Here is a 21184-nt window from a genome sequence, read left to right as displayed (position 1 = left end):
TGTCATCGCCTCGCGAGCAGGCCCTGCGGCCGCAGCGCCAGCACCAGCACCATGATCAGGAAGGTGACGACGATGGCGTAGGTCGGGATGTAGACCGAGCCGAGTTGCTCGGCGAGGCCGATGATGACGGCGCCGAGCGCCGCTCCCGGGATCGAGCCCATGCCGCCGACGATCACGACGACGAGCGAGGCGAGCAGGAACCGCGTATCCTCGCCCGGCGACAGCGACTGGAAGGTGCCGCCGACCACGCCGGCGATGCCGGCAAGGCCCGCGCCGAGCGCGAACACCAGCACGAACACCAGCTGGATCCGCACGCCGGTGGCGGCCAGGATGTCGCGGTCGTCGACGCCGGCGCGCACGATCATGCCGATCCGCGTACGGTTGAGCGCCAGCCACATCGCGATTCCGATCACGACGGACGCAGCGAAGATCACCAGCCGCACCAGCGGGTATTGCAGATAGACCGCTTCGCCCGTTGATTTGATCGCGGTCAGCAGCGGCAGCTGGATCGGGCCGATCAGCCAGCTCGGGGTCTGGATCTGGTAGAAGTCGCCGCCGAACACCCAGAGCATCAGATCGGCGAACACGATCGACAGCCCGATCGTCACCATGGTCTGCCTGAGGTCCTGACCCTCCATGCGTCGGAACACGACGAGCTGCAGGATCACGCCGACCAGCGCCACCGCGATGAAGGCGATGATGAAGCTGAGGAGCCACGACCCGGTCCAGCTGCTGATCGCGTAGCCGACATAGCCGCCGAACAGATAGAGCGAGCCGTGCGCGAGGTTGACATTGCGCATCAGGCCGAAGATCAGCGTGAAGCCGCTAGCCACCAGGAAGTAGAGCCCGCCGAGCGTGATGCCGTTCAGCACCGCGTTCAGGAACACGCGCTTGCGGCCGATCGCGGCCTCCAGCCCCGGCGGCCAGATCGCGAACACCAGCCACGCGAGCACCGCGACCGCGATGATCACGATCAGTGCCCAGGCCGGATGGCGTTCGATGAACCTGGCCATCTCCGTCGCGTTCCCTCACTGGTCGCGACCGTCTGCCGGGCCGCGTGTCCAGTATCCTACCGAGGGCGTAAGCTCAGGATTTGATCGACAGTATCTTTTATCGTGCGCTCCGGAACTCCTTCACGGCCGCAACACCTTGGCGGCGCGGCGATAGTCGGTCGGGGCCATGCCGACATTGGCGGCGAAGAAGCGGGTGAAGCCGCTCTGCGAGGAGAAGCCGAGGTCGAAGCCGATATCGGCGATCGGCGTCTCGGTCGCCACCAGCGCATCGAGCGCCTGCTCCATGATCAGCGTGTTCATGTAGAGGTGAGGGGTGACGCCGGTCTGGGTGCGGAACAGCCGGTAGAAATGCGGCCGCGACAGCCCGGCCTCGCGCGCGATCGCATCGAGCTCGATCTCGGCGCCGGGGCTTTCCGACATCAGCTTGATCGATTTGCGCACCCTGAAATCGGTCACCGCGGCCGCCGCGCGCGCATCCTGCGCGGCCTGCCAGCTCTCCTCGTAGCAGGAGTCGATCAGCTGCCGGAGTTCGCAATCGAGGCTGCGCAGCGACGGCGCGCCGCACACTAGTGCTGCGGTGCGGCGGATCAGCCGGTCGAGCGCTTCGGTGCGCGGAAAGAAGGTGCGGCCGAACCGCAGGCCCTGTGCCGTCGCGGGCTGCGGCACGAACCATTCGGCGTTGACATAAAGCACGAAGAAGATCGCGCCGTGGTCCATGTCGGTCGGCAGAAAGTTGTGCGGTTCCCACGGGTTGACCGCGACGACGGTGTCGTCCTTGAGCAGCAGCCGCTGCTCCGAGACGTCGATCTGCGCCGGCGTTCCGCCGACATGAAAGATCAGATGCCCCTCGCGGTGCGCATGCACGTTGAAGGGACGGTTCAACTGATAGACCGTCGCGCGACCGAACCGGCCGTGGAAGACGGCAAGCGCCCTGCTCATGCCTCCCCTCCCGCGGGATGTTCTTGTCTTTTCGACAAGGGTTCATCATCCGCCCGCGGAAAGCAAGGGTGAGCAGGGCTCTTGATGCAACCGCGCACCATGCCGCGGCCGTTCAGCCTGCACTGCAACAAATACGTCAGTACTTCTTGCACTCCGGGACCGTGCGGCTCGGCAGGCCGATCTTGGCGAACACCGCCGGATCGTAGCCCAGCGTCTGGTTGACGTTCGGGATCACCTTGACGACCTTGCTGAACAGCGCGCCCTTGCCGTCATCGACCACCTCGGTGACGAAATTGGTGCCGATCGCCTGGCGGTTGGAGTCGAGCTTGATCTTGCCGTTCGGCGCGTCGATCTCGATCTTCGCCAGCGCGTCCTTGAGCTTGGCCTGGTTGTTGGAGAGATCGCCATTGACCTGGCGCAGCGCCAGGATCAACGCCATCGTCGAGCCGTAATAGTTGGTCGCGAGCAGCGAAGGGCTCGGGAAGCGTTTGGCCGGCGGGAAGGCATCCTGATAAGCCTTGACGAATTTCTGCCAGCCCGGATCCTCCCAGGTATCGGCCTGGCCGCTGGCGGCGATGGTGCCGATCAGAGCGTTCTTGGCGTTGCCCTTCGACGACAGGATGGTCTGGTCGATCATGATCGAGCCGCCCATCAGATGCGCCTTGCCGCCGGCCTGCTGATACTGGTTGAGGAAGTTGACGGCATCGGCGCCGCCGAGGCCGAGATAGATCGCGTCGACGTCGTCAGGCAGCGCGGCGATCACGGAGGCAAAGTCCTTGGTGCCGAGCGGCACCCATTGTCGGTTGGTGACCTGGCCGCCGGCGCCGCAGAACTCGAGCACCAGGCCAAATACCTGGGTGTAGATGAAGGAGTAGTCCTCGCCGACGGTCGCGATCTTGCGATAGCCCTTGGTCTCATAGGCGTATTTGCCGAGGCCGACCTGCCACTGCGCGCCGTCCATGTTGTAGCGGAAGAAGTTCGGCGCCGGATCGACATAGGTCGTTTCCTGCGCGCCGGAGGCGGCGTTGACGAAGGTCAGCTCCGGATGGGTCTTGGCGAAGTTCTTGACCGCGATGCCTTCGTCGCCGGACAGCGGCGACAGCAGGATTTGCACCTTGTCCTGCTCGATCAGCTTGCGCACCGCGCGCACCGCGGAGTCGGGCGTCGCGTCGGTCGAGGCGACGACGAATTCGAGCTCCTTGTCGCCGATCTTCTTGCCGAGCACGTTGAGCGCCGTCTGGAAGCCGCGCATGCCGTCCTCGCCGAGCACCGTGTAGGTGCCCTCGAGCGTCGCGGTGACGCCGACCTTGATCTTCTCCTGAGCGAACGCCGTGCCCGAAAGCAACAGGCTGCTCAACGCAATCAGTCCCAAACTGCCTTTCAACATCGCGCTCCTCCCTCTGCGTTGTCGCCGGCGTCCACTTGGCGTGCGAAGGCTGATGGGCGTCCGGTTGTTGCCGGCAAAGCTAGCCGAAGGCGGGCGCGGCGCGGATGTCGTCGGCGCCAATTGGCTTAACGGGCAGTCTCATTTTGATTGTTGCGCCGCAGCGCGGCTCGCGGCGCAATGCCGCGGAGCGTGTTCGGTGTCATCACCGCGCATGCGAGTGATCCAGTATTCGAGAGACGGTCCTGCTTGAGCCGAGAGGTCACGGTGCACTGGATGCTCGCACGCGCGGGCATGACACCGAAGAGAATGCCGTCCATGCTCTCTCCGCACGTCGTCCCGGCGAAAGCCGGCAACTGTTACGTTGGTTTGGTCTGCAGGTACGGCTTTCGGTCTCGCATCATGGCATTGAGGACCGTCAACAGCTTCCTGGCGACGGCGATAAGGGCGAGTTTGGCTGGTTTTCCGGCCTGTCGCAGTCGTGCATAGAAGGCCTTGAACGGATCAGCCCTGCGAATTGCGTTGAGGGCCGCCATATAAAGGGCGTCACGAACGCGCTTTCGGCCGCCCGCAATTTTGCGCTTGCCGCGGAAGGCGCCGCTGTCGACGTTGAAGGGAGCAAGGCCAGCAAGCGCTGCGAGTTGTTTCGGTCCGACCCGCCCGAGTTCCGGCATCTGGGCGATGAGCTGCATGCAGGCCACCGGACCCACGCCGGGCAGCGAACGCATTAACTTCGCATCGTCCGCGATCTCCGCTTCGGCTTTAATCAAGGCGCCGATGTCGGCCTCGATCTCGGCGATCTCGCTGTCGAGGACCTCGATGAGGCGGCCAATGCGTTCGGCCATTGCACGATCGTCGGCCTCGCTGCGCCGGTTCTTCTCCTGGGCGCGCATGAGGTACCAGCTGATGACGCGTGTGGCGGATTGTCCGCAAGATGCGGTTGCCGGAACCGATGGTGGCGCGCATCGGAGAGTCGATAACTGCGACGAACGTCGAAGTTCCCTTGCGTTTGCCCAACATTGTCCATCATGAGTCTATCAACTTCGCGTGTGGTGCCTGTTGAATGCGGAGACAGGGGATCGCCGGAACCTGAGGTGCAGAGACTCGGGTCGCGTCAACAGGCAGGCGGAGCGGAACAATCAAGCAAATCGTGGTGCGACGATGCCTGCCGCCTTTGCCGGGGCGGGCAGGGCGGAGGTATTTCATCGCTGCAGCGCGGCGCGTTCTGCGTTCGGCGTGCGTCGCTGTCGTCGGTTGCTCGCTGTGCGAGCAGGCTCACGCGCTCGACTTCTTTGGCCTGTTCGGTTCCGACGATCCGCCGCCGGTCAGCGCCACGACGCTGTCCTATCGGCTGGAGATCGAAGCCAAGGCGCCGGAGGGCAAGAACGATAGCGACGCCGAACAGGCATTGCGCGATGCCGCCGGCACCTATCGCCTTCGACAGGAACCGCCGCCGGACGGGGAAGGTCTCGCGCGCCGGCTGCAGGCGGATATCAATCCGCTGCTCGATGCCCTTTGGGGGCTTGGCCGCTACAACGCTCAGATCGATGTGACTATAGACGGAGTTCCAATCTCCCTCGACGAGATCGGGCTTGCCGCGGCCGCGCGCCGGGCCGACAGCTTTCGCAATCGGACCGTTGTGCCCGTCAAGGTCATCGCGCGACTTGGTCCGTTGTTCAAGCTGCGTGCCGTTGATGTAGACTATCCGCGCGACCAAGCGCCGCAGGGATTGCCGCGCCGCGCGTTTGCGCTGAAGTCCGGCGATCCCGCGATCTCTGCCGACCTGCGCGCCGCGCAGGTGAAGCTCGTCGACTGGTTCCGCAGCAACGGACATCCGCTCGCGAAGGTCGCCGACGTCAAGGCCACCGTCGATCATGGCGCCGCCGCGATGGACCTTCGGCTGCGGGTCGAAGCGGGCCCCAAGGCCGGCATCGGCGCCGTGACGATCTCGGGCGGAGACGTCGATCCGAGAGTAGTGGCCACGCACGTCTACCTGAGGGAAGGCGAGCCTTATTCGCCAAAGCGGCTCGCCTTGGCGAAAACCTCGATCGCAAAGATCCCGGCCATCGGGGGAATTCGCGTCCGCGAGGCGGACCAGCTCGATGAGAATGGCAATCTGCCGGTCTTCATCGATTTGACGGAAAGGCCCAGGCACGCGGTGGGCCTCTCGGCGAAATATTCCACCGTCGATGGTCCCGGCATTGCTGGCTACTACGAGGATCGGAACATATTCGGCGGCGGCGAGCGCCTGAGGCTCGAAGCGTCCGCCTCGCTTTTGCAACGGATCGACGGCACGTCCTTCACCGGCTTCAATAATCTGAGCGGCTCGGATTTCGGCGCACGCTTTACCGGCACCTTCATCAAGCCGGGCTTGTTCGGTACGGCCAACGATCTACTGATCGAGGCCACTGCGTTCCGCGAGCGTGTCGGCAACAACGACCTCGGCGGTTACACTGACGACACGGTGCGCGGCACATTCGGCGTGATCCATCGCTTTTCGGAGGCGGCTTCGCTGCAGGCCGGTCTCCAGGTCGAGCAATCGAAATCGCAGGACGTGCTGGGGCGGGTCGATGCGACATTGATCGGCTTCACGGCGACCGGCCGCTACGACACGACAGACAATCCGCTCGACCCCACGCGCGGTGTGCGCCTCTCGGCGACCGTCAATGCCTATCCGAAGCTGATGGGTTCCACGATCGATCTGTTCGAAGCGCGGGTTGCGGGCTCGGCCTATTATACGCTCGACGAGCAGGCCGACTACGTGCTGGCGGGTCGGTTGGCCGCAGGCTCGCTTGCGGGCGCGCCGCTCGACCAGATTCCGGACGCACATCGCCTCTTCGCTGGCGGCGGCGGATCCGTACGCGGTTACGGCTTCAACACCATTTCGCCGATGATGTTCGGTCAAATCACCGGTGGTCGCAGCCTGATCGAGGGCTCCGCCGAGGTGCGGGTCAGGATCACTCCCACCATCGGCCTCGTGCCATTCTTCGACTTTGGCACCGCCTCCCGATCGTCCCTGCCAGGCTTCGACGACTATGTGGGCTACGGCGCGGGACTTGGGTTGCGCTATCTCACGCCGGTCGGCCCGATCCGCCTTGACGTTGCGACACCGCTGAACCCTCGGCCCGGCGACAGCCGTTACGCGATCTATGTCAGCATTGGGCAAGCCTTCTGATGCGCATCCGACGGCTGTTCATTATCGGTTCCGCCGTCGCGGCCTTGGGTCTCATCGCTGCCGCGGTGCTTGGTGTCGTTCTCTACGGAATGGTGGGCGGGAGCGGCGAGAACCAGCAGGATGTGCTGGCCAGTCTCGTCTCGCGGACGCTCTCGACGCCGGCGACCCAGGTCCATGTCGGCGCCGTCGATGGTGTGCTGTCCTCGGATGCAACGGTCCGCGACGTTAGCATCACCGACAAGGACGGTGTCTGGCTGACGCTCGACAAGGCGCGCCTCGTCTGGCGACGCAGCGCATTGTTGCTGGGGCGGCTGGAAATCGACCGTCTCGAGATCGGCACACTTGAGATCAGGCGAAAGCCGCTTCCGTCCGACCAGCCTGCCGCCGAGTCCGATCAGCCGATGCTGCCTGACCTTCCGGTGAAGGTGCAGGTGAAGGCTTTCGACCTGCGGGCCCTGACGCTGGGACAGTCGATTCTGGGTGAAGCTTTGAGTGTCGCGGCGACCGGCAATACCGAGTTCGGCTCGCCCTCGGAAGGGCTCGTCTTCAACCTCGATGCCACCCGCAAGGATTTTCCGGGCCACTTCAAGGCCGCTCTCGCCTACGTTCCGCAGGGAAATGCGCTTACCCTCGACGTCACGCTCGACGAGCCAGCCCACGGACTCATGTCGAAGCTCGGCCATCTGCCGGGCGAGCCGCCCGTCACATTCGCACTGGGAGGCAAGGGCACGCTCGACAGCTTTCGCGGTGCCCTGAAGTTGCAGGCCGGCCCCACGATCGATGCGACCGGCACGATTGCGCTTGACCGAAACGGCGCGGCCCGAGTGCTCGCAACGCGCCTTGCCAGTCACCTCGAACCGTTGTTGCCGGCGATCGCCGCGCCGGTCTTCGCGGGCGAAACCCATCTCGACAGTACGACGCATTTTGGTGACGACGGCAGCGTCGCCCTGGACGGGCTGACGCTGACGAGCCGTCTCGCACGGCTCGACGCGAAAGGTCTGCTCCGAGCTGACAAGGTCGTGGATTTTGCGGCTTCGATCCGCGCCTTGCCAAGCAACGGCGACGTGACCGAGACTGACCAAGGCTCGATCCGCAGCCTCGTCTTCGACAGCCGCGTCAACGGCCCAATCAAGGCTCCTACAGCATCGGTCAAGCTCGCGCTGTCGGGTGCTCATCTGCCGGACGGAGACGTCGAGACGCTTGATGCTTCGATCACGGCCGTTCCTCGTGCCGAGGCCAGCGATCCCGCAACGCGTATCATCCTTGACGCGAACCTGCGCGCTTCCGGCATCGCGCCACGCGACGCGAGTTTGGCGGCCGCGATCGGCAACACCGCGTCGCTCGTGCTCCATGGCGATACGGACCTGGGCGGCCGCGCCAGGATCGAGCGTCTCGAGGTCGGCACATCAACGGTTCAGGCCACCTATACAGGCGATGTCAGCGCCGATCGCCTGAATGGCCGGGCAACCGGAACCGTGCCCGACCTCGGCGCCTTTGCCGACCTTGCCGGGTTGAAGCTCAAGGGTTCGGTGGCGTTCGGCCTCGATCTCGACACGGATTTACAGCGTGGCAGCTTCGATATCAGAATGTCAGGTGCCGGCGAGAAGCTTGCGACGGGACTTGCGGCGCTCGATGGGCTCGCGGGGGCGCGGCTCGCACTGGCAGCCGACATCTCTGCTGACGGACGCGACACTTACACGGTCCGCGACGCGTCGATCGATGGTGCCCATGTTGCGGTTCGCGCCAAAGGAACAGTGACGCGCGACTCGAGCGACCTGTCGGCGCGTGTGGACCTGCCGGATCTCTCGGCGGCCGATGCTCGCCTCACCGGTGCGGGAGCTCTCGACGTCGGCCTGACAGGCGGGCTCGCGCATCCCGGGGTTTCGTTCGTGGCCTCGGTGGATCGTGCCACCGCGATGCGGCGTCCGATTCCGCATCTCGGGCTCGCCGCGACGGTCAACGACATCAACGGAGTCTGTGCTGTCGAGGCCAAGCTCGACGGCTCCGTCGACGGCAAGCCAGCGCGCGGGATTGTTCAGCTGAGTCGTCGATCGTCGGAGCCCGACGATCGCGCAGCTCCCGCCCTTGCCGGATGGCACGCAAAGACCGTCGACATCGCGATCGGATCGGTATCCCTGAAGGGGGCAGCAACGATCGACGCCCAGAGATTCGCCAGCGGGCAGATTCGCTTCGCAGCCGGGGCGCTCGCCGATCTCTCGCCGCTTGCGCTTACAGAGCTCGCCGGTTCGGCCTCACTCGACCTTGCCGCTTCGGCCGATGGCGGCCAACAGTCGATCCGGCTTGCCGGCAAGGGCGCGGGAATCCGTGCCGCGGGTGCGGCCGTCCGCAGTTTCGATCTGCGCGCCGATGGCGCCCATCTCTACAGCCATCCGGTGCTCAATGCTGATGCGCAGGTCAATGGTGCCGAGTTCGGCGGTCAGACAGTCTCAAACGTCACGCTGGCGGCCGCGGGCAATGCCGATGCGAGCACGATCGGCCTGTCCGCCAAGGCTGCCGGATTCGATCTCGATGCCGTGGGTGCACTGACCACCAGGGAGCGGGTGCGGTTCGATCTCAACCGCTTCACCGCGCGCCGTGGCGCCAAAGCGATTGCGCTGCAGGGCCCCGCGGGCTTCACGCTCGACGATGGCACGGTGCTGATCGAGCATCTGGCGCTCGGGATTGGACGCGGCCGCTTCACGGTGGACGGCAAGGCCGGCCAGGTGCTCGACCTTAAGGCCATGGCCAGCGCGATCCCGCTCGGCGAGGCCGATGTCGCGATACCCGGTCTGGGCCTGAGCGGGACCCTCGACGCGTCAGCGGCCATTGCGGGCTCCATGAGCGCGCCGACCGGCCAGTACAAAGTCGCGGTCAAGCAGCTCACCGCGCCGCAGACCAGAAGCGCCGGCCTGCCGCCGATCGACGTTGCCGCGGACGGACGGCTCGATGGCAGCCGCGCGAGCCTGAACACCACAATTGCCGCGGGAAGAGCCGGCGCGATCACGGCGTCGGGCACGGTGCCGTTCGACGCCACGGGTCCGATCGTGCTGACCGCGAAGGTCCGCCTCGATGCCGCCGTCGCCAATGCCGCGCTTTCCGCCTCCGGCCGTACCGTGTCCGGCAGCGTTACGCTCGATGCCCGTGTCGGCGGCACGCGTACCAGGCCACAGATCGGCGGTGTCGCCACCATGAGCGGAGGTACCTTCCGTGACAGCATGCTCGGTACGCGCCTTGATGCCGTCGACGCGAAAATCACCGCCGAAGGAGAGCGCATCGTCGTGGAGCGCCTGACCGCGGTGACGCCCAACGGCGGTACGTTGTCCGGCTCCGGTGAGGTAAGGGTCGCCCCGGATGCAGGTTTTCCAGGCACGATCTCGATTCGCGGTCAGCAGGCGACGCTTGCTTCCAGCGCGCTGGCGACCGCGCAGGCCAATCTCGCTATCGACGTCACAGGCGCCCTGGCGCGCGATCCGCGGATCGTCGGTCGCGTCGACTTGACTCGCGTCAACGTCGATATTCCGGATCGCCTGCCGTCGGCGCTGAAGCCGATCGACGGCATCAACCATGTGAACGCCTCGGGGCAGGCCGCTGCACGGCTCGCAGCTGCGCGCAAGGCCGAGACGCCGAAAGGCAACAAGAAGCGTCCGGCGCTCTTCAACGCCGCGCTCGACGTGACAGTTTCGGCGCCGAACCACGTCTTCATCCATGGCCGCGGGGTAACCGCAGAACTCGGCGGCTCCGTTCATGTCGGCGGCACGAGCAACGCGCCGGTTCCGAAGGGGGCTTTCTCGCTCTATCAGGGCAAGCTTGTGGTGCTCGGAAAGACGCTGACCTTCACCAAGGGCAATCTCTCCTTCAATGGCGATCTCGCGCCCGAGCTCGATTTCGCGGCAGAGATACAGGCCTCTGACATCACCGCGCAGGTCGGAATCTCGGGCCCGGCGGCCGCGCCGGTCTTCGCCTTCCATTCGCAGCCCGAGTTGCCGCAGGACGAGATCCTGTCGCGCATTCTCTTTCAGAAGGGTTCGGGCAGCCTGACGACCTCGCAGGCCGTGCAGCTCGCCGGGGCCGCGGCTCAGTTCGCAAGCGGTGGCGAGGGAACGGTGGACCGCATGCGCCGCTCGCTCGGGGTCGACAATCTGGACGTCGGCGCCGGAGCGGGCGGTCCGATGGTCGGCGCCTCGCGCGCGATCGGCGACAGGCTGAGCGTGGGCGTGCGGACGGGCGCGAGCGCCAGCCAGTCAGGAGTGTCGGCCAATGTCGACGTGACGCGCCATATCCGCGTCGAGTCGGATGTCGATGCGAAGGGCTCGACATCCGTCGGAGTCGGCACGCGATTCGAATGGTAAGGGCGACCGAGATCGCGCCTCACTTCGTGGTGTAGCCGCCGTTGACGAGGATGGTCTGGCCGGTCATCCACCAGCCGTCCGACACCAGCAGGCGGATCCACGGCACGATGTCCTTGATGTCGGTGAGCCCGGTCCTGGAGAAGCCCGACAGCGACGCCGCCGATTTGTGATAGGCGACCGCGTCCGCGCCTTCGGCCGGATAGAAGAACGGCGTGTCCATCGGACCCGGGCCGATCGCGGTGACCGAGATGCCGCGCGCGCCGAACTCCTTCGATGCCGCGCGGGTGAAATGCTCGACCGGCGCCTTGGTGCCGGCATAGGCCGCATAGAACGGCGTGTAGGCGCCGAGCAGCGACGTCACCAGCGTGCAGATCTTGCCGTTGTCGTTGACGTGGCGGCCGGCCTCCTTGAGGAAGAAGAACGCAGACTTGGCGTTGACCGCGCTCATCGCGTCATATTCGGTCTCCGAGATCTCGATCATCGGTTTCTTCAACACCTTGCCGACGGTGTTGATCGCGATGTCGGGGCGGCCGATCGCGGCGACCGCGTCGGCGAACAGTTTTTCCATCGCGCCCGATGTCGTGAGGTTGGCCTGGAAGGCGACCGCCTTGCTGCCTGCGGCCTGCAGCGCCGCCACCGTCGCGTCGGCATCGGCCTTGGTGGCCGCGCTGTTGTAGTGGATCACGATCGCAGCGATTCCGGTCTGATCGCAGCCGCTCGGCGATCTGACGCTGATGAATGTCGCAGGCCCCGGATATCTCGCACGCCACGGCACGCCGCGAACGCCCGACGATCTCGGCGCGCATTGGGCGGTCAACTACGCCTCGCCCTCCACCGGCCGCATCGAGGAGTGGGAGTGGAGCGAGCAGGGCGCAACGCGCACGATCGCGATGCGTGGCTGCGTCACCGTCAACAGCGCCGAGGCTCATATCGCCTGCTGCCTCGCCGGCCAGATTCCCGCGGACGACGTGAAGCGGCATATCGACGCCCGCTCGTTGAACTGATGCCGGGGCACCGCGCCGAGCCGATGCCGATGACCTTGCTCTATCCGCACCGTCAGCACCTGTCGCGGAGGCTGCCGGTATTTGCCGACTGGCTGACGGTTTTGCTGAAGCAGAAGCTGCTCGCGGCGGGGTAGGGCGCAGGCTGGTGTTCCCGGTCGGTGGGACGTATAATCCCTGTGCTCGTGACGGTAATCTGATGACCACTTTGGTAAGCAAACTCGGCCCCGCAATCGCAGTGTTGGCGCTGTGCCTGAGCGGCCAGCAGCAGGCCAGTGCCCAGGCCGGCCCGGTGCGCTACTGGACGCCGGGCTCGCTGTTCGGCTTCGGCGGCAGCCTCGCCGACGGCCAGAAGGCGGATACCTACGGAAACTTTCCGAGCTTTGACGCCGCCGGCGCGCAAGGCGGCGATTTTTCGTATCTGAACGGCCGGCCCGACGGCTGGTTCGCCGGCAGCGAAGGCGGTCGCGTCGGCTGGAACGCGCTCGGCCAATCGGCGGCGTTCGGCTCGCTGGAATATCAGGGCGCGCAGTTCGGCTACAATTTCAGGGGCGTCGGCAATACGCCCGTGACCTTCTTCGCCGGCTTCGACACGCTGAAATACAATCCGCCCGGGGCCGGCGGACCGCTGGCGCCGTTCAGCGGCAATCCCGGCGTCAACGCCGGCTATTCTGCGCGCGCGGGACTCGAGTTTCGGCCGACTTCGAATCTCAGCCTGTCCTTCGGCGCGAGCTTCACCCAGCAAGGGGCGGAGCGGATGGACAGCGACATTCATTCGCAGCTGCTGCCCGGCCAGTCTCCGGTCCTGTTCGGTGGGCGCTGAAGCGCGATGAGAATCGTCATCGCGCCTTATCTCCTTGTTTGAGCATGATCTTTTCGGAACCGCTTCGCACTTTTCCGGATCATGCTTTAGCGCGTCAGCGCAAGACGGCAGCGCTGCGGTCCTGATTCAACCAGAACGTCACAACCAAGAAGGCTCGAGCTCACGGGCACAGTCAGGATCGAAACATGGACATGCAGGGCAAGATCGCACTCGTCACCGCCACGGGATCCGGCGCCGGCCGCGCCGGGGCACGCATCCTCGCGCGCGAGGGCGCGGCGGTCGCGGTGGTCGACCAGAACGAGGCCGGCGCGAAGGCGGTGGTCGACGAGATCAAAAAGGGCGGCGGACGCGCGCTGGCGCTGACCGGCGATCTGCGCGACGACGGCTTTGCGCGCGACATCGTCACGGCAACCGCGAAGGAATTTGGAGCGCTCGACTGCGTGTGGAATCACCTCGGCATTCCCGGTCCGTCCGTGATCGACGATCTGGAAGGCTGGGATCTCAGCGTCGATCTCAACCTGCGCTCGCAGCTGATCACCACCAACGCGGCGCTCGGCCAGATGACCGCGCGGCGCCAGGGCAGCATCCTGTTCACTGCATCGACCTCGGGCCTGGTCGGCTCGCCGTGGAGTCCGACCTATTCGGCGGCCAAGGCCGGCGTGATCGGGCTGGCGCGCGCGCTCGCCAAGCGCCACGCCAAGGACGGCGTCCGCGTCAACGCGATCTGCCCCGGTGCGATCGACACGCCGATGCTGCGGGTGTTCGTCAACCGGCCGGACCAGCCGGGCCACAACGAGGCCGATCCAGAGGAGCTGATCAAGGCCGCGGTCACCCGCAATCCGATGGGCCGCGCCGCGCGTCCCGAGGAGATCGCGGAGGTCGCGGTGTTCCTGCTGTCGGACAAGGCGTCGTTCGTCACCGGCATCGCGATGCCGGTCGATGGCGGGACGGTGGCGTAGCGTCTTCCAGGAATTGCCCTAAAGCATGATCCGGAAAAGTGCGAAGCGGTTTTGCGAAAAGATCATGCTCAAACAAAGAGCTAAAGCGCGATGACGATTCAACCTAATCACATCGCGCTTTAGAACTTCGCCCTGATGCCGGCATAGGCGGCGAGCGGCATGCCGGGCACGAAGGTGCGCGGATCGGTCAGCTGCGCCATCAAATTGGGCGCGGCTCCGGCGCTGGCAAAGCCGCCAGTCTCGTAGAACGCGCCGCCGAGATAATAATGCTGGTTGAAGACGTTGTTGATCAGGCCGAACACCTCGATATTCGGCGTGATCCTGTAGGAGGTGTGCAGGTTCACGACCGCGTAGGCCGGGACCTTCTGGCTCTGGTTGGTGTCGTCGCCGATCAGCCACTGGCTGCCGACCACGTTGATGTCGGCGCCGACCTTCCATGCGTCGGTGGCGAGGTACTCGACACCTGCCTTGAAGCGGTGCGCCGGAATGCCCGGGATATGGTCGCCCGGCTTGACGTTGATGAACCGGACGTCATCGTTGTTCGGGTCGGTCAGGGCGTTCGGGTTGTCGGGAGCCGGCAACGTGTTTGCGCTTCGATAGGTCGCGTCGATGAAGGTGTAGTTGGCATAGGCGTTCCAGCGATTGACGCGGTAGTCGAGCTTGGCTTCGATGCCCTGCCGCAGGGTCTGCCCCGCATTCTGGAAATAGCCGAAATTGCCTGTGCCGATGGGGCTCTGCACCCGGATGATGTCGTCGTCGGACAGAGTGTGGAATGCGCCGAGGCCCCAGCTCAGCACGCCGGTCCTGGCGTCGTTGCCCCAGGTGCCGCGGAAGCCGGCCTCGATGGTGTGCGACACCACCTGCTTGAGCGGCGGATCGGACACCAGGAAGGAATCGATAACGCAGGGGCGGGCCGGATCGGAGCAGCCGAGCTCGAGCGGCGTCGGCGCGCGGTTGGCCTCCGAATAGCCGGCATAGAAGGTGAGGTTCGGGGTGATCTTGTAGGTGCCGCCGATCACCGGGTTGAGGCGCTGGAATCGGTTGCTGCTGTTGAGCTGGTCATTTGTCCCGGTCTGGTCCTGCAGATCGATCTGGGCATAGTTGAATCGTCCACCAGCAGTGACCGAGAACCTGTTCGTCACGTCGAAGGTATCGGTGAGATAGACGCCGGTGTAGGTGTTGGTGGCGCGCAAGTCGACCGGGGCGAGACCGGCATCGGGCTGGTTGATGAAGATGCCGGTGCCGGTCACGAACAGGTTGTTCGGATCGATCGTTCCGAGCTCGCTGGTCGCCGTGAATTTCGTGTTGCCGTGGTCGACGCTGACGCCCATCACGACGTGGTTGTCGTGTCCGAACAGCTTGTCCGAGTTGGTCAGCTGGGCTGTGCCGCCGAAGCTGTTGGTCGCGGCCCGGTTGCGGTCGACTTCGCCAAGGAAGGTGTTGCCCAGCGTGTTCGGAACCGAGGGACCTCCCGCCGGACCGAAAATCGGCAGGTCGTCGCCGATGCACAAACTGTCTCCCCCGTCGCAGGCATGCACGTCGGTGCCGTTGCCGTCGACATGGGTCTGCCGGAAGCCGCGGAAATAGGCATTGCCCTGGAAGGACCAGGTATCCGAGAAATTATGGTTCAGCGTGGCGTTGACGAAGGCGAGCTGAAGCAGCGTCGTCTGCGGCCAGGTGTAGACGCTCGACCAGCGCTGATTGAGCATCTGCACCGGCGTCGCCGCGACATTGCCGAGCAGGTTGCTGGCGCCGGTGAAATTGACATGAAATTCGGTGTCGTCGTTGCGTGCGCCAACATCCACATACATGCGGTTGATGTGCGACGAATTGGCGTAGTCGCGCCAGCCGCGATCATACGCGGATTCGAACGCAGCGTAGGCGGAGATGTTGTCCCTCTGGCCGCCGGCCTGCACGCTGCCCTGCACGCGCCCGTAAGAGCCGCCGAACAGTTCAGCCTCGGAGCCCTGATAGGTGAAGCCGTTCTTCATCTGGATGCTCAGCGCACCGCCGATCGCGTTGAGGCCGAACACCGGATTGTTGGGAAACAATGCGACGCTGTCGATAGCCTTTTCCGGGATGAAGTCCCAGTTGACCACGTCGCCCCAGGATTCGTTGATGCGCACGCCGTTCTGATAGACCGCGATGCCCTGCGGCGTGCCCTGGACCGGCGAGGCGGTGAAGCCGCGGTAGTCGAGGTTGCGCTGGAACGGATTGCCGGTCTGGTCGCCGAGCGTGACGCCGGGCAGCTTGCGGTTCACAGCATCGAGGAAGTTGGTCGAGTAGTTGTGGCTGAAATCCTGCGTCGTCATCACCGCGGTGTTGGACGGGACCTTGTCGCGATCAATCAGGGTGGAGGCGCGGTCGGAGGGGCCGGGTGCAGCGGTGCCGACATCGGGGCCCGCTGCCGGAGCAACAGGTCCGGTTCGGGTTCGCGCGGTTCGCGTGGTCCGAACCACCGGCCGTGCCGTCGGCCTTGCGCTGCGGGTGCCGGCCAGAGGCGTGGGCGCAATCACGTTGACGGGCGGCAGTTCAGTGGGGACCGGATCGGCCGTCTGAGCATGCAGGACAGTCGATGGCAGTGCAGAGCCAATAACAGCCAGCACGGCCGCAGCGCCTCGCGTATAGACCGAAGAAGACAAAGACCGTGTTGCCGCACGCAACAACGCAGCAGCCATGACGCCCACCCCCAAGCCGCGGTTCGGCTTGATCCCCGACGAACCTTGGCTCGGAGACTGCGGGAACGCCCTTGCTTTGGCAAACAAGATCAGTCCCGGGGGACCGGGATTCTTTTCCATCTGGAATCGGGAAAAATTCCCGATTTTGATGGACGGGCACACGCACACGATACGGGCGGGATGATTCCGGCCGACTTGGCGCAAATTGGTGCCCAAAAGGCGGGCATCGCCACCTTTGGGACCGCCGATCGTCTCAGTCCTTGAACTCGCAGCCGAGGCGCTGCAGGGCCTCGTCGACCCAGCGGCGGTCGCTGGTGCCGGCGAGGATTTGCTGGATCGCCTTTTCCTCGGTCGCCTTCTTGGCCTCGGTCAGCTTGCAGATCGCCTCGGCGTCGTCATAGGGCACGCAGAGCACGCCGTCGTCGTCGGCCACGACGAGATCGCCGGGCTCGACGATCATGCCATCGATCGAGACGGCGCAGTTGATCTCGCCCGGGCCGTCCTTGTAGGGTCCGCGATGGGCGACGCCGGCGGCAAACACCGGGAATGATCCGGCGCGGATCGCGCCGGCATCGCGGATCGAGCCGTCGATCACGAAGCCCGCGACGCCCTTCTTCTCGGCCAAGGTCGACATGATCTCGCCGATGATGGCGTTGACCAGCACGCCGCCGGCATCGACCACGATGACGTCGCCGGGCTGGGCCAGGTCGATCGCCTTGTGGACCATCAGATTGTCGCCTGGCCGGGTCTTGACCGTCAGCGCCGGGCCGCCGAGCCAGCCGCCGGCATGCATCGGCTGCAGCCGGTTGGTGCCCGCGATCCGCGACATCGAATCGCTGATATTGGCGACCGGCAGGGTGCGGTAGCGCGCGACGAGATCGGGCGACACTTTCCGCTTCGCCTTGTGAATAGCAAATCCTATGGCCATCGGTTTTCTCCGGTATGTTGGGCGTGATTGTACGTTTGCAATCGGGACGATGGAAATATCTTGCTTGTAGGACCATCACCGTCATTGCGAGCGAAGCGAAGCAATCCATGCTTCCGCAGATGCTGAGCGATGGATTGCTTCGTCGCTGACGCTCCTCGCAATGACGGGGCCGGAAACATCGATCGCTTCGTTCAATGCGCGCGGCGTTCGAGATGGGCGTTGAGGCGAGGATAGACGCGGCGGGCGTTGCCTTCAAAGATCTTGGCCTTGTCCGCCGCGCTCAGCGGCAGCGCGTCGATATAGCGGCGGGTGTCGTCGAAGTGATGACCCGTTTCAGGATCGATGCCGCGGACCGCGCCGACCATTTCGGACGCAAACAGGATGTTCTCGACAGGGATTACCCTGGTCAACAGCTCGATGCCGAGCAAGTGATAGACGCAGGTGTCGAAGAACACGTTCTTCAAGAGATGCTCCGACAGCGGCGGCAGCTTCATGTCCTGCGCGAGGCCACGGTAGCGGCCCCAGTGGTAGGGCACCGCGCCGCCGCCATGCGGGATGATGAACCGCAGGGTCGGGAAGCGCTTGAACAGATCCGAAGTCAGGAACTGCATGAAGGCGGTGGTGTCGCCGTTGAGGTAATGCGCGCCGGTGCCGTGGAAGCAGGGATTGCAGGACGAGGAGACATGGACCATCGCCGGCACGTCGAGCTCGACCATCTTCTCATACAGCGGATACCACCATTCGTCGGTCAGCGGCGGATCGCACCAATAGCCGCCGGCGGGATCGGGGTTGAGGTTGCAGCCGACGAAGCCGAGCTGGGTCACGCAGCGCTCCAACTCCTCGATGCAGTTGGCAGGCTTGATGCCCGGGCTCTGCGGCAGCTGGCACACGGGGACGAAGTTCTGCGGGAACAGCGTGCAGACCCGGTGCACGAGGTCGTTGCAGATCGTGGTCCATTCGCGGCTGGTCGCTTCCTTGCCGACGTGATGTGCCATGCCGGCGGCGCGCGGCGAGAAGATGGTGACGTCGGTGCCGCGCTCCCTTTGCAGGCGAAGCTGCGCGCCCTCGACGCTGGAGCGGATCTCGTCATCGGTGATGCCGAGATTGGTGGTGAGCGGCCGGCGCGACTTGTCGGCGAGGCCGGCGAGCTGCTTGTCGCGGAAGATCTGCAGCTTGGCCGGCTCGGTGGTGTAATGGCCGTGACAATCGATGATCATGGTTGCTTCCTTGGCAGGGGTGTCAGTGTGCGACGGATGACGGGATCGCGCCCGTCAATTCCGTCTCGCGCGGCTTGACGCGCATGGTGGCGGCGATGGCGGAGGCGACGAGCAGGAAGCCGGCGATGCCGACCAATGCCCAGGAGAAGCTTCCGGTGGAGTCCTTGATCAGGCCGATGCACCACGGCCCGATCAGGCCGCCGAACTGCGCCAGCGTGTTGACCAGCGCGATCGAGGCGGCGCCGGCCGCGCCGGTCAGCAGCGAGGCATTGATGCTCCAGAACAGCGGGTTGCCGGCATTGAGGCTGAAGCCGACGATGCACAGGAACACGAAGGCCAGCACCGGGCTCGCGACATAGGCGCTGCCGAGCATCGCGACGGCGGCGAGCAGATAGACCGCCGCGAGATGAAACTTGCGATCGCCGGTCTTGTCCGAGCTGCGGCTGACCACGATGGTGCCGATGACGCCGAGCAGCGGCGGGATCGCCGAGAGGAAGCCGACCTGGATGTTGCTGAGATTGCCCATGCCCTTGATGATCTGCGGCAGCCACAGCAAGAGGCCGTAGATCCCGACCAATGCGCAGCCGAACAGCGCCGCCAGCAGCCAGACCCGGATATCGAGCACGCATTCGATCAACCTGTGCTGCCCCTGTTGTTCGATCTCGGCCCGCTCGGCGGCGAGTTCGCCCTCCAGCCAGGCCGCCTGTTCCTTGGTGAGCCAGCTCGCCTTGGCCGGGCGGTCGGTGAGATAATAGAGCGTGAACAGGCCGAGCAGAATGGTCGGCACGCCCTCGGCGAGGAACATCCATTGCCAGCCGTGGAGACCGGCAGTGCCATCGAACGAGGTCATGATGCTGGTCGAGATCGGCCCGCCCAAAACCGCCGAGAACGAGCCGGCGATGATGTATCCCGCCACCGCGCGGGCGCGATAGCGCGCCGGGAACCAGTAGGTGAGGTAAAGCACCACGCCGGGCATGAAGCCGGCTTCCGCGACGCCGAGGCCGAACCGCATGACGTAGAGGCTGAGCGGATTCCAGACAAAGGCGGTCAGCGCGGCGACGAGGCCCCAGGTGATCAGGATGCGCGCCAGCCAGATCCGGGCGCCGAGCCAGTGCAGCATCAGGTTGCTCGGCACCTCGAGCACCATGTAGCCGAGGAAGAAGATGCTGGCCGCGAAGCCGAAGATCGCGGGGCTGAGGCCGAGGTCCTTGTTCATCGTCAGCCCGGCATAGCCGAGATTGATACGGTCCAGATAGTTGAAGAACATCATCACGAACAGGATCGGGATCAGCCGCCAATAGACGCGGCGGATGGTCTGTTGTTCGAGCTCAGTGACGGACGCTCCGGCCATTGCAATCCTCCCGTTCATTGTAATGGCGTTCATTGGGTCGCGACGCCATTTCGGATGTTGTTAGGGTGTCCAGTCTCTCGTTCGTGCGGCAGCCGTTCGGCGTCGTCCGAAGCTGCGCCTGCTGTCATCGTTCTGAGGTCGATGCCCTGCTGCTCGGGCAGCAGCAATGCCGCGCAGAACGCGGCGGTGTAGCCGCAGATGGCGCAGATCGCCATTGCGTCGCCGAGATGCATCCGCGTCGAGAGAATGTCGACGGTCGCCGGCACGATCGAGCCGAGGCCACGCCCTGCGCTGAGCGCGAATCCGGCGCCGTTGGCGCGGATGCTGGTTGGAAACAGCTCGGCAAAGGTCGGCATCAGGCCGGAGGCGAGGCCTGCCTGCAGCGCGCCGAGAAAGAATCCGAGGATGACCGTGATGCCCTGTCCGATCGGCGCTTGGGTGTACACGACGACGTTCAGTGCCTGGCAGACCAGGAACAGCATGAAACCCTTGCGGCGGCCGATGCGGTCGGTGATCAGGCCGAAGGCGATCGGTCCGACGAATGATCCGAAGATGTTGACGGCGAGATAGCCGGCGGTGTGCGTGACCGGTAGATGCAGCCCGGTTTGCAGATAGGTCGGCAGCCAGGTGATCATCACATAGGCCGCGCCAAGCGTGCCGGTCGTGAAGAAGGTCGCGACCAGCGTCTTGAACAGATGCTCGCCGGTGAAGATGGTCCAGAAGCTATGCGCCGGCGAGGCGGCGCGCTGTGCCTTCTCCTCGACGAAGATCGCGGATTCCGGCACGAAGCGGCGGACGAAGAAGACCAGCAGCGCGGGGAGGATTCCGATCGCGAAGAACACGCGCCAGGCCATGTCCTGCGACAGCCAGCCGAAGATGACGGGAAACAGCGCCACCGACAGCGCATTGCCGACGGCGTATCCGCTCTGGATCGCGGCGGCGACGCGGCCGCGCATGCCGGCCGAAACCACTTCGGCGACCAGCACGGCACCGACCGCGGCCTCGCCGCCATAGCCCATGCCCTGGATGGCGCGCGCGACCAAGAGATACCAGAAGCCGTCGGCAAAGGCGGCGGCAAAGGTCGAGACCGCGACCAGGAGGATGGTGAATTGCAGCACGCGCACCCGGCCGAACCGGTCCGCGGCAATTCCGGCGACCCAGCCGCCCAGGGCGGTGCCGATCAACGAGCTGGAAGCCAGAATGCCGGCGTCAGGCCGCGACAGGCTCAGCGTTGCGATCAGCGCCGGCGTGACCAGCGCGTAGATTGTCGTGTCCATCGAATCGAGTGCAAGGCCGCCGAAGGCGGCGAAGAAGGTCTTGCGTTCGACGGTGGACAGCTTGGACAGCCACCCCAGATTCATGTTCGT

The 21184-nt window shown here is 65.0% G+C and carries 13 protein-coding genes and 3 pseudogenes; 5 read left to right on the top strand and 11 right to left on the bottom strand.

Annotation, left to right across the window (positions count from 1 at the left end; translation table 11 throughout):
* Positions 1–2 precede the first annotated feature (2 nt).
* The 5 genes and pseudogenes from ACVMB1_RS25915 to ACVMB1_RS25895 all read right to left on the bottom strand — a co-directional run.
* Positions 3–1013, bottom strand: coding sequence for a branched-chain amino acid ABC transporter permease (locus ACVMB1_RS25915; protein ID WP_141343035.1), 1011 nt, complete (start codon positions 1011–1013; stop codon positions 3–5).
* A 120-nt stretch (positions 1014–1133) separates the two neighbouring features.
* The gene (locus ACVMB1_RS25910; RefSeq protein WP_456815373.1) at positions 1134–1952 is read right to left on the bottom strand and encodes a helix-turn-helix transcriptional regulator; all 819 of its coding nucleotides are present in this window, start codon (positions 1950–1952) and stop codon (positions 1134–1136) included.
* A gap of 136 nt (positions 1953–2088) precedes the next feature.
* Positions 2089–3339: an ABC transporter substrate-binding protein gene (locus tag ACVMB1_RS25905; protein WP_028333311.1), complete on the bottom strand. Its 1251-nt coding sequence runs from the start codon at positions 3337–3339 to the stop codon at positions 2089–2091.
* Between the two features lie 125 nt (positions 3340–3464).
* Complete coding sequence (locus ACVMB1_RS25900) at positions 3465–3656, bottom strand: hypothetical protein (protein WP_141343034.1); 192 nt, start codon at positions 3654–3656, stop codon at positions 3465–3467.
* Positions 3657–3695: 39 nt separating this feature from the next.
* A pseudogene (locus ACVMB1_RS25895) lies at positions 3696–4298 on the bottom strand (transposase); the annotation flags it as partial.
* A 188-nt stretch (positions 4299–4486) separates the two neighbouring features.
* Between ACVMB1_RS25895 and ACVMB1_RS25890 the strand changes: the two are divergent.
* Both ACVMB1_RS25890 and ACVMB1_RS25885 read left to right on the top strand, forming a co-directional pair.
* Positions 4487–6511, top strand: coding sequence for an autotransporter assembly complex protein TamA (locus ACVMB1_RS25890; RefSeq protein ID WP_456849357.1), 2025 nt, complete (start codon positions 4487–4489; stop codon positions 6509–6511).
* A complete protein-coding gene (locus tag ACVMB1_RS25885) occupies positions 6511–10860 on the top strand; it encodes a translocation/assembly module TamB domain-containing protein (RefSeq protein ID WP_456849355.1) in 4350 nt (1449 codons plus the stop codon). Before ACVMB1_RS25890 ends, ACVMB1_RS25885 begins: the two co-directional genes overlap by 1 nt.
* Before the next feature lie 19 nt (positions 10861–10879).
* Here the strand turns inward: ACVMB1_RS25885 and ACVMB1_RS25880 are convergent.
* Positions 10880–11560: pseudogene (locus tag ACVMB1_RS25880) on the bottom strand (SDR family oxidoreductase); the annotation flags it as partial.
* Here ACVMB1_RS25880 and ACVMB1_RS25875 point away from each other — a divergent pair.
* The 3 genes and pseudogenes from ACVMB1_RS25875 to ACVMB1_RS25865 form a co-directional block, all read left to right on the top strand.
* Positions 11552–11998: pseudogene (locus ACVMB1_RS25875) on the top strand (LysR substrate-binding domain-containing protein); the annotation flags it as partial. The pseudogenes ACVMB1_RS25880 and ACVMB1_RS25875 overlap by 9 nt on opposite strands.
* A gap of 62 nt (positions 11999–12060) precedes the next feature.
* Positions 12061–12684 carry a hypothetical protein gene (locus ACVMB1_RS25870; protein ID WP_168855389.1) on the top strand — a complete coding sequence of 208 codons (624 nt, stop codon included), beginning with the start codon at positions 12061–12063 and terminating at the stop codon, positions 12682–12684.
* A gap of 185 nt (positions 12685–12869) precedes the next feature.
* A complete protein-coding gene (locus tag ACVMB1_RS25865) occupies positions 12870–13643 on the top strand; it encodes an SDR family NAD(P)-dependent oxidoreductase (protein ID WP_456815370.1) in 774 nt (257 codons plus the stop codon).
* 119 nt (positions 13644–13762) lie between these two features.
* Here the strand turns inward: ACVMB1_RS25865 and ACVMB1_RS25860 are convergent, their stop codons facing one another.
* The 5 genes from ACVMB1_RS25860 to ACVMB1_RS25840 all read right to left on the bottom strand — a co-directional run bounded on the left by ACVMB1_RS25860 (position 13763) and on the right by ACVMB1_RS25840 (position 21178).
* On the bottom strand, positions 13763–16249 hold the full coding sequence (locus tag ACVMB1_RS25860; protein WP_456815369.1) for a TonB-dependent receptor: 2487 nt from the start codon (positions 16247–16249) through the stop codon (positions 13763–13765).
* Positions 16250–16574: 325 nt separating this feature from the next.
* On the bottom strand, positions 16575–17249 hold the full coding sequence (locus ACVMB1_RS25855) for an RraA family protein (protein WP_141340726.1): 675 nt from the start codon (positions 17247–17249) through the stop codon (positions 16575–16577).
* Between the two features lie 191 nt (positions 17250–17440).
* Positions 17441–18466, bottom strand: a complete 1026-nt coding sequence (locus ACVMB1_RS25850; protein WP_141340727.1) for an amidohydrolase family protein — start codon at positions 18464–18466, stop codon at positions 17441–17443.
* A gap of 22 nt (positions 18467–18488) precedes the next feature.
* Positions 18489–19817 carry an MFS transporter gene (locus ACVMB1_RS25845; RefSeq protein ID WP_141340728.1) on the bottom strand — a complete coding sequence of 443 codons (1329 nt, stop codon included), beginning with the start codon at positions 19815–19817 and terminating at the stop codon, positions 18489–18491.
* Between the two features lie 29 nt (positions 19818–19846).
* Positions 19847–21178, bottom strand: coding sequence for an MFS transporter (locus ACVMB1_RS25840; protein WP_456814844.1), 1332 nt, complete (start codon positions 21176–21178; stop codon positions 19847–19849).
* Between the last annotated feature and the right edge of the window lie 6 nt (positions 21179–21184).

It is taken from the genome of Bradyrhizobium sp. USDA 4504 (assembly GCF_054063995.1).
The sequence above is the reverse complement of the archived record's forward strand: the minus strand, read 5'-3'. Positions and strand labels throughout refer to the sequence as shown.